A 12,156-nucleotide genomic window follows, 5' to 3' on the forward strand; every position below is an offset into this window, starting at 1 on the left:
GCTGGTTGCGTTTCAATTCGTCAACATCGGCGGCTCTCACCTTGCCTCATGACGCATCAGGTGGCTTTCAAGCACTCGGATAAGCGCAATGAGGGTGAGGTTGATGATGAGGTAGATGGCGCCGGCCAACGCGAACACTTCGAAAATCGCAAATGTCTGACTCATCAGGCGCTTTGCATATCCCGTGACCTCAAGAACCGTGATCGTCGAGGCAAGGCTTGTGCCCTTGACGACAAGGATAAGCTCGTTGCCGTAAGCGGGCAGCGCCTGGCGAATGGCGAGCGGGAATTCGATCCGGCGAAAGCGCAGAAAGGGCGACATTCCAGTGGCCTTGGCAGCTTCCTTGAGACCTGCTGGAATCGACAGCAATCCGCCGCGCAGAATTTCGGATGTATAGGCCGCCGTGTTAAGGGCGATGGCCATGACCGCGCAACGCGCACCGTCGCTGATGATCCACCACGTTACGGCATTGTTTTTGATGAAGCCTATTTGGCCAAGCCCGTAGTAAAACAGGAACAATTGCACCAAGAGCGGCGTCCCGCGAAAGACCATGCTGTAGTATTTCGCAAACCCGGTAAGGAAGCGGTTTTCGGACAGTCTCATCAGCGCCAGGCCAAGCCCGAGATTGAAGCCGATTGCAACAGATATCGCGGTGATAGCCGCCGTTGTGGAGACGCCTTTCAACAGGAAAGGCATTGATGTTTCTAAAAATTCGATATCCATCACGCTACTTCCTTGACCTCAGTCCGACCAAGCGTTCCACCCTGTCAAATCCAGCCTGGCTGATCAGGGTGATCGCGAAATACACCAGAGCCGCGATGAGGAAGAAAATCAGGGGGTTTCGGGTGCTGCCGGCGCCAACGGAGGCGGTCCGCATCAACTCCTGCAATCCGACGACCGATACCAGCGCCGTATCCTTGATGGTTGTCTGCCAGACATTGTTCATTCCGGAAATGGCGATGCGCAGCATTTGCGGGATGATGATGCGCCTGAAGATCCGCCGTCCGGGAATTCCCAATGCCCGTGCAGCTTCGATGTGCCCCGCCGGGATAGATGCCAAGGCTCCCCTTATGACCTCTGTCGAGTAGGCACCGGAGATCGTACCCACGGCGACGACGGCAATGATGAAGGCGTATCCGCTGTCTGCAAGCGCCGCATATCCGAACGCGGTTGCGACCTGTGTGACGAATTCCACCGAGGAAAAGAACAGAAGATAGATGATCAGCAGCTCGGGCACTCCCCGCACCAGAGAGGTGTAGGCGTCGACCACCAGCGTCAGCGGGAATATCCGCGCCCATTTGATGACGCCGCACAGGGTTCCGATCAAAGCACCGGCAATCATGCTCACCGCGCCGACGGCAATCGTTATTGCAGCGCCTTGCAGAATGGCCCTTATCCAACCACCCTGCCAAACTAGGATCAGACTAGCATCCATGAGATTTGCCCTGAGTTTAGCTGCGCAATTCCATGCCTTGTCGGCAACGGGCGTTGTCAGCATGTTCGACCGTGTGCACCGTGTCGGATTACGGCGGAATGAGCGCCCCGCACGTTTGCGGCATGCGGGGCGGACGTCTTAGTTGCAGGGCCGTGAGATATCCATCTTGAACCATTTCTCGCTGGATTTTCCGATCGAACCGTCCGCGACGAGTTCACACAGCGCCTTGTCGATCTTCGCCTTCAGCTCTGTGTTCTCCTTGGCAATGCCGACGCCGATGCCTTCACCGAGGGTGGAATCGAATTTGCTCTGGACTTTGACATCGACGAACTGGAAGTCCTTGCCCTCAGGCTTGGCGAGAAAGTCCTGAAGGGCCGAGGCGTCTGCAAATGCTGCCTCGACGCGGCCGCTTGCGAGGTCAATCTGCATGTTGTCGAGTGTGTCGTAGGTCTTGAGATCGGCGGTCGGGATCCGCTTTTCGATGAAATGGGCGTGTGTCGTGCCAGTCTGAACGCCGATCGTCTTTCCGTCCAGGCCCTTCAACAGAGCGTCGATGTCCTTGATGCCGGCCAGATCGGACGTCTTGGGCACGAGGAACATGTTTGCCAGCTCCGCATATCCGACCGAAAAATCGATTTCTTTTTTGCGGTCCTGGGTAATCGACATGCCTGAAACGATCACATCGAAACGCTTCGCCTTGAGGGCAGGGATCAAGCCATCGAAGGCTTGCACGACGAACCGACATTTCACGGCCAGCTTCGTGCACAGCAGGTTGCCGACATCGGCGTCGAAACCGGTTACGTTTCCGGCAGCATCGGCCATGCTCCATGGCGGATAAGCGCCTTCGGTGCCGATCGATAGTTCACCTTCGGCGGCGTGGGCCGTGCTGACGCCAGCCAGAAGGATGGCGAGTGACAAGACTTTGAAATTCATTCTGCAAGTTCCCCTTTTTGGTTATCTTGATACATTCATCCTGCCGGGTTTTGGTCGGCAGTCGTTATCAGCAGAGATTATAAAGTCCGCGACAGGAACTGACGCAGACGTTCCGATCGCGGATTGGTGAACAACTCCGCTGGTGTACTCTCTTCCTCCACCTTCCCTTGGTGCAGGAACAGAATCTTGTGAGATACTTCGCGCGCAAACTGCATTTCATGCGTCACGAGGATCATCGTGTTACCTTCCTCCGCCAGTTGACGGATGACGCGTAGCACCTCGCCCACGAGCTCCGGGTCGAGAGCGGACGTCGGTTCATCGCAGAGAATGACTTTCGGCCGCATCGCGAGTGTTCTTGCAATCGCCGCGCGTTGCTGCTGCCCTCCGGAAAGCTGGCCGGGATACTGGGCATGCTTTTCCGACAGCCCGACCTTCTTCAAAAGCTGATGCGCGTGTTCGACCGCATCCTGGCGACGCTCGCCAAGAACATGGACGGGAGCCTCGATGATGTTCTCCAGCACCGACATGTGGGGCCAGAGATTGAAGTTCTGGAACACCATTCCCACCCGTGAGCGGATACGCTCGACCTGGCGCATATCCGCGGGATGAGATCGCCCGCCCTTCACGGGCTTCATTCGTATTTCCTCACCGTCTACGACAATCGTTCCACTGCTCGGTTGTTCGAGCAGGTTGATGCAGCGCAGAAACGTACTCTTGCCGGAGCCTGACGATCCGATCATCGAAACGACCTCACCGGGATCAGCGCTCAGGCCCACGCCGGACAGCACTTCGTGTGTGCCGAAGCTCTTGTGAAGATCATGAACTTCCACGGCTGGCCGTTCATGGCGTTTGGTGTTTAACGGAACCGCCGGGGGCCAGTCACCGACAGAGGCCGTGCTCTTTGCGATGGCGCCACCTGTTTCGGGACGGTCAATGGAGGCGAGGGCTGCCATCGCGCGGTCGAAGTATCGCAAGCTTGTCGCCAGACAGTTCTGCTGCCATTCGGGGTCTTGAGGGATGAACGCAGACCTCAATGTCTGCTTGATTTTCTGCCCCAGCGGAGATTCGAGGTTACCGAAGAGATGCAGCCAGTTATCCGCCTTTACGGCGTCCATCACCGCAGGGCCGTCAAGGGTTCCGCACTCGATCACGAGAGGCAGCACGCGGCTGTTCGGCAAGGCTTTTCGAACTGCGCCCGACACATATCCCGTGGCCGTTGCTGCAATCCCGGTATCGGTCTTTGCACCGTGACCGGTCATCACCACCTTGAGGGAATGCCCATAGATGCTCGTGCCCCATTGCAGGGCTGCATGGTCCTCTTCGGCGACCGAGAGCAGAGCGGGATATCCATAAGGTCCGGCACCGGTGTGCAGATCGAAGACGACGACATCCGACGCATCGCTGACAAATGTGCGCAAAATGTCGTTGAGGGTGCGGTTGGACCATGCCGGGCCATCTCCGCCATAAAACAAGCCATCGGGAAATTCGTACTGCCCGGCTCCCACGATCGCTGCGATCCCGGCATGCCCACCGGCTGCCTGCCTGGCTTGCGACAGCATCTGATCGGCACGATCGCGATCGGGCCCATCCCATTCTGCGCAAACGAAGGCCTCATGCAGTTTGCTATATTGATCGTTGCGCGGGGGAGCGCCCTCCCAGTCAACGAAGTTGCGATTGAGGTCGATATTGTCTTCGTTGACCCGTCGGCTCCAGGCAGTTCCCCAGGGATTGATCAGGTGAATGAAAACGATGGCCGTGTCGGCCGGAAGCTTCATAGGATTGTTGGCCGCAAGCCATGCCGCCTGACATGCCGATCCGAATTGCCCCTCTACCCCGTGTGTGCCAGACAAAATGACAAGTTTTCTCGATGCATTGCGATCACCCAGATAGGCGACATCGGTGAAGAGATTCTCGCCACCTGGGCCATGCAACGGGTGCTTGTACTCGAACAAGGCAGCATTCGCACGGCGCGCCGCGGAAAGAAAACGTTGCCGCAGCACATTGTAGTCCACAGAATAGAGCTCAGGCTGCCTGATGTGGCGCATCAAGGATACTCCCGATTTGTGGCAGGCGTCGGCTTTTGCCGATCACCAGCTATGTTCCCGATTATTATTTTTTGTCATCTCCGTCTTGCTCACTAAAGCAGGCGAAGATCGTATCGCTCAGTCATTCTAGCGGAGGCACCTATTCCGCGGCAGCGACGACATTCACGGTCTCGCTGTCGATCATCTGTGCAAGCTTGCGTCTGAAACGCAGCGGTCCGACATCGATCTTCAGATCGAGGTTAGGCGTCTTCTTGTTCGCGATACCATGATGGACCGCCTCCAGTACGACGCGATCCTCCTCGAATGCGCCGCGTACGGATGTTGCAAAGCGCGCCGAAACATCCGGGTCGTCGGGCGCGAAGTTTCGCATCTGAAACCAGTAATATTTCGTGCGGTTCTCATCGACCGGTGTCATGAAGTTGTAGCTGTCCATCAGGAACGTATTGTTCGGCAGCTCACGGCCCTCGCCACCGGCGCCTGATGGCGCAAAGATCGCCTTGATGATGGCATTGCTGGGATAGCGAACCTCGTAATGCTGCTTGCGATCGCATTTGCCTTCGAACTGCAGGAAAGGGGCGTAAAAGGGCGCAGGGTCCGAATCCAGCATCCAACGCCAGACGACGACGCCATCGCTCTTCACGGTCGTTTCCAGTGGCGTCTCTTCGCAAGCCGAACTGGCGAACGAACTCTGGTGCACCCATGCGACGTGAGACGGATCCAGCAGATTGTCCGTCATGTAAAGATAGTTGCAGTTGATCGTCATCGACTCGCCGCGGTTGATGCCCCAGGACGGGTCACCGAAATGCTCGACTTCGAAGATCTCGGCGGGATCGGCTTTTGCGGCATCGCCCATCCAGACCCAGACAAGCCCATAACGTTCTTCAACGGGGTATGACCGGACACAGGCGACATGGGGAATACGCTCTGCACCGGGAACGCGGGTGCAGGCGCCGGAACAGTCGAAGGTCAGCCCGTGATAACCGCATTCGACGTCGTCGCCCTTGAGCCTCCCCATCGACAAAGGAAGCTTGCGATGGGGACAGGCATCTTCAAGCGCTGCGAGCTTGCCATTCTGCAGACGATAAAGAACGATGTTTTCGCCGAGCATCGTTACGGGTGTCAGGTCGCGTCCAATTTCGTGATCCCACGTAGCGACGTACCAAGCATTTCTGAGAAACATCTTTTCTTCCCCGTTTTTAGCCTTGATAGGGACAGTATTTTCTTTGTTGCGCTGCGGGACAAGCTGATTTCAGTTGCGTTCTTGTTTAGAAAAACTTAACGATTGGTGGAACGGGAGACATCGTTATGGCTATGCCACCACTCCATGCCCTGCAAGCTTTCGAAGCCGTCGGACGGTGTGGCACGATGAGCACCGCTGCCAAAGAACTCGGCGTAACGCCCAGCGCTATCAGCCAACAAGTCCGCAAACTTGAGGGTCATCTCGGCGTTACGCTTCTCGAACGTATCGGACGCCGTGTGGAGCTGACATCCTGGGGTGTTATCCTTCACAAGGAAGTCGCCAAGGGGTTCCGCCAGCTCAATCACTCCGTCGATGTTCTGGAGCGGGCGCGAAGCCAGACTGGGATCGTGCTAACTGCGCTCAGCTCGGTCGTGAACAAATGGATCGGCCGTAAGATCTTCGAGTGGCAAGCCCTCTATCCTGAAGCCAATGTTCGGATCATTGGGAAGGATGACGAACCCAGCCTGTCGGATGGTCAGAGCGATTTTCGCATAACCTATGGAAAGCGCGCGGAGGTGCACGCGCATTTCGCGCCCCTTTATACGGACTGGGTGGTCCCCGCGTGCTCGCCGCGTCTGCTCGGGGGACGCACGTTATCCGCCGCTGCCGACCTTCTCAAATTCCCTTTGCTCAATATCGAGTGGGAATCCCACTACAGCCGCCCTCCACAATGGAACGAGTGGGCTCAACTCGTTGGCGCGACCGTGAATGAAAAACTTTCAAGCCTGTTTTTCGCGCTATCGAGCAATGCGATCGACGCTGCTGTCAACGGGCACGGATTCGTTTTGGGTCAGGTTTCGATGATCGAGGACGAGTTGCAGGCCGGTACTCTTCTCGTACCTTTCGACATCCGCCTTCCGCTTCCCGAGAGCTACTATCTGGCATGGGATCGTTCCGTTTTCGAAAAGCCCTATGGGAGAGAATTCCATATGTGGGTGATGGGGATCGCGAAAAAGCAGTCTATTGCATCATCCCCGAACCAAAGTGTTTGATCACCGGCATCCGCTCGGATGATCACTTTTTGACGTGTTGATACTCCCCGCGCCAGTAAAGAAGTGGTCGGGCATCGTCGTGGGTCCTTATCGACCGGAGACGGTCACGTGCTTTGGCCGGCGCGGCGCGATACGATCGAGGACATCCTTTACGCGGATATCAGGGCGATGGGCGGATCGTTCTCCGCCGAGCACGGCGTCGGCTCAAAGCGCATTCACGCTCTGCGAGCGACCTCCGACCCGACCAAGCTCGTCCTGATGGCCCAGATCAAGAAAGCGCTCGATCCGGCCAATCTTTTCAATCCTGGCAAGCTGTTCGATCGATCATAAGAGCACGGTTTCCGCCCCTCACCCTAGCCGTCTCCCCACAAGCGGGGAGACGGCTGGGGTGAGGGGCGGATCGACTCAGACCAGCATCGACGCGCCGCGGTCGAGATAGGTATCGAGAAACTGTTCGAGCCGGGAATTGCGCGGCTTGCGAAAAACATCCACCGGAGCGCCGGTGAACAGCAGCTTTCCCTGATCGAGGAAGCTGATCTGCTGGCCGACGGTGGCCGCAAAGCCGATTTCGTGCGAGACCACGATCATGGTCATGCCCTCGGCCGCCAGATCGCGCATGACGTTGAGAACCTCGCCCGTCAGTTCCGGATCGAGCGACGACGTCGGTTCATCGAACAGCATGATCTTGGGTTTCAGCGCCAGTGCGCGGGCGATTGCCACGCGCTGCTGCTGGCCGCCGGAAAGCTGGGCGGGGTAGTGACCGGCGCGGCTTTCAAGGCCGACCTTGATCAGTTGCGCCATCGCCCGGTCCTCGGCGTCCCCGCGGCTCATCTTATGGACCGTCTTCAGCGCCTCGCTGACATTGCCGAGCGCCGTCATGTGCGGCCAAAGATTGAACTGCTGGAACACCATGCCGATCCGTGAGCGGATCGCGCGGTTAGTCGCAGCGGGCAAACGTTCGCGCACGCCTTGCGCATTTTCCGAAAAGCCAAGGACCTCGCCGTCGATGGTGATCGTGCCGCGCGTCGCTTCCTCCAGAAAAGCCATGCAGCGCAACAGCGTGCTTTTGCCGGAGCCTGAAGGGCCGATCAGGCAGGAGACCTTGCCCTGCGGAATATCGAGGTCGATGCCATGAAGCACGGTGGTTTCTCCGAACTGCTTGACCAGATTTTTGACTGCGATCGCTGGAAGACTCATGATTGGGAAAACCTGTATCTGGACAATCGTGTTTCTACGAGATGGCCAAGCCACCCGGCTGCTTCGACCAGCGCCCAATAGATCAGGGCAAGCAGGAAGAGCGATTCGACGAAGGCATATTGCTGGGAGCCGATGGCGCTGACCGTGAGCGTCAGTTCCGGCACGGTGATGATCGACAGGATGGCCGTTTCCTTGAGGATGATCACCGCCATGTTGACCGACGGCGGCAGCACCAGCATCGTCATTTCCGGCAGCAGGATGCGACGGATGATCTGGCCCTGGGTGAGGCCGACGCATTGGGCTGCTTCGATATGGCCGATGGGTATGGCTGCAAATCCCGACCGGAAAATCTCGCTGAAATAGGCCGCGCCATAGACCGTCAGGCCGAGCAACCCGGCAGGGACCGGATCGAGCGAAAGTCCGATGAAGGGGCCGCCATAATAGAGCAGGAAAATCTGGATCAGGAACGGCGTTCCGCGCAAGATCTCCACGCAGAAACCGAGCGGCAGATTGATGAGCCTGCCGCCATAGCGCCGGCCGACCGCGACGAGAAAGCCGAAGAAGGCGCCGCCGATGGTCGCTGCAATCCAGAGGAGGATGGTGACACCCGCGCCTCTGAGGATTGCCGGCAACTGGTCGAAGATGACGTTGACGTCGAAGATCATCGCGGTATCCCCGGAAGCGACCGTTCGATCAGGCCGCCGGTGCGCGCCACCACCCAGTTGATCAAGAGATAGATGAGACCGGCGGAAGCGAAGATATCAAGTGGCAGGAACGTGCTGCCGGCCAGATCCTGCGCCATGCGCGTCAACTCGACGATGCCGACGACAGATACCAGCGACGAGGCTTTCAGGATGAGGATCGCTTCATTGACGAGGGCTGGAAAGGTCAGCCGAAGTGCGATCGGAACCTTGATGCGCCGGAACGCCTGACCGGGCGTGAAGCCGACCATCTCGGCGGATTCGATCAGGCCGCGCGGAACGCTGGCAAAGCCACCGCGCAGGTTTTCCGCCTGGTAGGCGGCGGTACACAGGGACAGGCCGACAATCGCCGCGACGATGCTCGGAACGTTGATGCCGATCACGGGCAGGAGATTGTAGATCAACAGAAGCTGCACCAGCAGGGGCACGCCACGAAAGAAGCTGATGAAAATCTGTGCAGGGACGCTAAAGAGTTTGCGGCCGGACAGCATCGCCCCGGACAACAGAATGGCGATAGCAAAACCGATGAGGATCGATATCAGGCTGATGCCGATGGTGTAGAGCGACGCTTTCAGGAGAAGCTCAAAGAGTTTCAGGGACATTGCATACTGTTCCGTCCGGTGGAGGCAAGCGCTTCAGCGCTGGCAAGGGATGCGCGCCGCTCCACAGGCCGGCGCGCATCGAGACTTGCAATGTCAGATCAGAATGCCGGATCCGGCACGGAATCCGGCGTATCGAAGCTGGCGCCGAACCACTTCTTCTGCGCTTCAGCCAGACGGCCGTCGCCCTTCATCTTCAGGAGGGCTGCATCAATGGCGTCCATCAGCGGGGCATGGTCCGCATCCTTGGTGCCGATGAAGCCGAAATAGGACTTCTGGCCGAAGGGTGGCAGGACTACCTCGAACGTATCCTTGCGCTGGCTGGCGACGAAGGCGATGTTCGGCAGCGAATTGGCAACACCGGCGATACGGCCGGCTGCGAGATCGGCATAGGATTCGGTAAAGGCCGGGTATTCGCGCACGTCCACCTTTGTCGGCAGCGTGTCGGAGTAGGCCGTCAGCTGGGCAAGCTGGGCGGTTGCCTTGCCGACGCCGATGGCCTTTCCGGCAATGTCTTCAGGCTTGGTGATCGTCGTGTCGCCCGCCTTTTTCAGGATCGCAACGGTTGCTTCGGCGATCGGCGGCGTAAAGCGGTAACGCTCCATGCGTGCCTTGGTGATCGTCGCCGGACCGGCGACCATATCGAATTTTCCGGCTTCCAGTCCCGGCAGCACCCCTTCCCATGGAAGGGCCACCCACTCGATGGTGACCCCGAGTTCCTTGCCGATCTCGGCAAAGAGATCAACGTTCAATCCGGCATGTTCGCCGGCGTCGATGAAGTCGAACGGCGCAAACGCGGTCTCCGTTCCGACCTTCAAAGTGCCTGCGGCCTTGACGCGCGCCAATGCATCTTCGGCATGCGCTGAAAATGTCGCGCCCAGCATAAGGGCGGCGGCGGTGAGACCCCGTACCAAGAAACCTGCTCTCATTGTCATCTCTCCAGTTTTACCCCTTCCATGATGGATCAGGGGAACGTTCCCTTTGGTTATTGAAATCTGCAGGTTTCTTTGTCCCGCATTTGACTAGACAAATAGACAGCGTCATACAGGGAGTGTCAATGCACCCTGTTTTGCAATTTTTGTGCCGGGATGTTTGATCGCTATGAAGCTCGATCGGAAAGGGCCAAAAAGCAGGTCCGATGGTCCCGCTTAAAACAGTGCACCCATACGAACGTCGAGGTGATATGTGACGCCGCTTCATCAGCGTATCTTCGAGGAGATCGAAGCAAATATCATGAGTGGCGCCTGGAAGCCCGGCCAGCGCGTTCCCACCGAGCAGGAACTGGTGGAGCAGTACCAGTGCTCGCGCATGACGGTCAGCAAGGCACTGACCGTTCTCACCCGCCGCGGCATGATTGTACGCCGCCGCCGTCACGGCACCTTCGTTAGCGCGCCGCAGATCGACAGAACCGTGATGGATATCCAGGACATCGGCGTCGAGGCGCAGCTGGCCGGCCACGAATATAGCTATTCAATCCTCACCCGGAAAATAGAGCGTTTGACGCCGCATGAGGCGATGAAGCTGGCCGAGACGCCGGATATGGAGGTGCTGCGGCTGCTGTGTCTGCACGTCGTCGACGGCAAGCCGAATGCGATCGAGCGGCGTGTGATCATGCTCGACGCCGTTCCAAGTGCTCGTGATGAAGCCTTCGCTTCCAGGCCACCGGGCGTGTGGCTGCTAGAGCAGGTCCCTTGGACCGAGGCCAAGCACATCATCCGCGCCGTTCCGGCCGATGCAGCGACAGCGCAGCTGCTGGAATTGCAAAGAGGAGAGCCCTGCCTGAGCCTGACGCGGCAAACGTGGCAGAACGGCCGCACAGTGACCCATGTCGAAGTCACGCATCCGGGCGATCGCTACCAATTCGCCGGCGTTTTCCACCCCTCGGCGCAGGATGTATGACGAGCGAGTCCAGGTGTTGCACGGGTCGAACAGCCTGATTTTTAAGCTAATTTGGCGCTTGACACTTTTTTAGGCGCTCCCTATGGTTTTTGAACCAAATGGTAAAAAGGGGAGCAAATCAATGACCAAAGACATCTTGATTTCACGCCGTGCAGTGATCGCATCGGGCATCGCCCTCGGCGTCAGCGGGTTCGCGCCGCTGGCAAGAGCCGCTACGCTGATGAAGGTTGCCGGCATTCATGCCTCTCCGGTGGAAAATGCCTGGAATTCCTGTCTGCACAAAGCCCTGCAGGATGCAGCCAAGGAAGGCGTCATTGAGTATGTTTTCTCCGAAGGAGTCTCCGGCACCGATTATCCGCGCGCCATGCGCGAATATGCCGAACAGGGCAACAAGCTGATCATCGGCGAGGCCTATGCCGTGGAAAAAGAAGCGCGGCAGGTCGCAGCAGATTATCCGGACACGGCTTTCGTGCTGGGGTCGAGCGGCGCTGAGGCCGGCGACAATTTCGGCGTCTTCGGCACCTGGAACCATGACGGCGCCTATCTTGCCGGCATGCTGGCTGGCACAATGACCAAGTCGAATATCGTCGGCTCGGTCGGCGCCATTCCGATCCCTGAGGTCAACATGCTGATCAATGCCTTTGCGGAGGGCGTCAAGGCCGTCAATCCGGATGCGAAGCATCTGGTCTCCTTCATCGGCACCTTCTTCGATCCGCCCAAGGCCCGCGAAGCCGGTCTTGCCCAGATCGACGCCGGCGCCGACATTCTGTTCGGCGAGCGCATTGGCACCGCGGACGCCGCGAAAGAACGTGGCATCAAGTCGATCGGCTCGCTGATCGACTATACGCCGCGCTACCCGGACACGGTGTTCGCCAACGCCATGTGGTACTTCCGTCCGATCCTCAACGCCGCGATCGCCGATGCCGCCGCCGGCAAGCCGGTCGGCAAGACCTACACGTCTTACGGCCTGATGAAGGAAGGCGGCAGCGATATCGTCTTCGTGAAGGGCGTGGCACCTGCCGAAGCAGAGGCTGCGATGGAAGCCAAGCGGGCGGAGATCAAGGCCGGTAACTTCGAAGTTCCGAAGATGATGGACGAACCGAAGTAGTTCAGCC

At 58.3% G+C, this 12,156-nt stretch carries 13 protein-coding genes; 4 read left to right on the plus strand and 9 right to left on the minus strand.

Annotated elements, in window-relative coordinates; genetic code table 11:
- Positions 1-36: 36 nt before the first annotated feature.
- The 5 genes from ACSQ3F_RS26580 to ACSQ3F_RS26600 form a co-directional block, all read right to left on the minus strand.
- On the minus strand, positions 37-723 hold the full coding sequence (locus tag ACSQ3F_RS26580; protein ID WP_436103185.1) for an ABC transporter permease: 687 nt from the start codon (positions 721-723) through the stop codon (positions 37-39).
- 4 nt (positions 724-727) lie between these two features.
- Positions 728-1,435 (minus strand): ABC transporter permease, encoded by a 708-nt coding sequence (locus ACSQ3F_RS26585; protein ID WP_436103186.1) that lies wholly within the window; start codon positions 1,433-1,435, stop codon positions 728-730.
- Positions 1,436-1,573: 138 nt separating this feature from the next.
- Complete coding sequence (locus ACSQ3F_RS26590; RefSeq protein WP_436103187.1) at positions 1,574-2,368, minus strand: transporter substrate-binding domain-containing protein; 795 nt, start codon at positions 2,366-2,368, stop codon at positions 1,574-1,576.
- A gap of 77 nt (positions 2,369-2,445) precedes the next feature.
- On the minus strand, positions 2,446-4,413 hold the full coding sequence (locus tag ACSQ3F_RS26595) for a DUF2817 domain-containing protein (RefSeq protein ID WP_436103188.1): 1,968 nt from the start codon (positions 4,411-4,413) through the stop codon (positions 2,446-2,448).
- 139 nt (positions 4,414-4,552) lie between these two features.
- Complete coding sequence (locus tag ACSQ3F_RS26600; protein WP_112858630.1) at positions 4,553-5,593, minus strand: aromatic ring-hydroxylating dioxygenase subunit alpha; 1,041 nt, start codon at positions 5,591-5,593, stop codon at positions 4,553-4,555.
- A 125-nt stretch (positions 5,594-5,718) separates the two neighbouring features.
- Here ACSQ3F_RS26600 and ACSQ3F_RS26605 point away from each other — a divergent pair, with 125 nt between their 5' ends.
- Positions 5,719-6,645, plus strand: coding sequence for a LysR family transcriptional regulator (locus ACSQ3F_RS26605; RefSeq protein ID WP_436103189.1), 927 nt, complete (start codon positions 5,719-5,721; stop codon positions 6,643-6,645).
- Between the two features lie 108 nt (positions 6,646-6,753).
- Positions 6,754-6,975, plus strand: a complete 222-nt coding sequence (locus ACSQ3F_RS26610; RefSeq protein WP_436103190.1) for an FAD-binding oxidoreductase — start codon at positions 6,754-6,756, stop codon at positions 6,973-6,975.
- Positions 6,976-7,050: 75 nt separating this feature from the next.
- Here the strand turns inward: ACSQ3F_RS26610 and ACSQ3F_RS26615 are convergent, their stop codons facing one another.
- The 4 genes from ACSQ3F_RS26615 to ACSQ3F_RS26630 all read right to left on the minus strand — a co-directional run bounded on the left by ACSQ3F_RS26615 (position 7,051) and on the right by ACSQ3F_RS26630 (position 10,077).
- Entirely contained in the window at positions 7,051-7,842 is a 792-nt protein-coding gene (locus tag ACSQ3F_RS26615; protein WP_436103191.1) for an amino acid ABC transporter ATP-binding protein, read from the minus strand.
- Positions 7,839-8,507, minus strand: a complete 669-nt coding sequence (locus ACSQ3F_RS26620) for an amino acid ABC transporter permease (protein WP_436103192.1) — start codon at positions 8,505-8,507, stop codon at positions 7,839-7,841. Before ACSQ3F_RS26620 ends, ACSQ3F_RS26615 begins: the two co-directional genes overlap by 4 nt.
- Positions 8,504-9,145, minus strand: coding sequence for an amino acid ABC transporter permease (locus tag ACSQ3F_RS26625; RefSeq protein WP_436103193.1), 642 nt, complete (start codon positions 9,143-9,145; stop codon positions 8,504-8,506). The genes ACSQ3F_RS26620 and ACSQ3F_RS26625 overlap by 4 nt, the downstream gene beginning before the upstream one ends.
- A 98-nt stretch (positions 9,146-9,243) precedes the next feature.
- Positions 9,244-10,077, minus strand: coding sequence for a transporter substrate-binding domain-containing protein (locus tag ACSQ3F_RS26630; RefSeq protein ID WP_436103194.1), 834 nt, complete (start codon positions 10,075-10,077; stop codon positions 9,244-9,246).
- A gap of 250 nt (positions 10,078-10,327) precedes the next feature.
- Between ACSQ3F_RS26630 and hutC the strand changes: the two genes are divergently transcribed.
- Both hutC and ACSQ3F_RS26640 read left to right on the plus strand, forming a co-directional pair.
- On the plus strand, positions 10,328-11,041 hold the full coding sequence (gene hutC / locus ACSQ3F_RS26635) for a histidine utilization repressor (RefSeq protein ID WP_436103195.1): 714 nt from the start codon (positions 10,328-10,330) through the stop codon (positions 11,039-11,041).
- Positions 11,042-11,162: 121 nt separating this feature from the next.
- Entirely contained in the window at positions 11,163-12,149 is a 987-nt protein-coding gene (locus ACSQ3F_RS26640) for a BMP family protein (protein WP_436103196.1), read from the plus strand.
- The last annotated feature ends 7 nt before the right edge of the window (positions 12,150-12,156 follow it).

Source organism: Pararhizobium sp. LjRoot238, assembly GCF_964252955.1.
Classification (GTDB): Bacteria; Pseudomonadota; Alphaproteobacteria; order Rhizobiales; family Rhizobiaceae; genus Pararhizobium.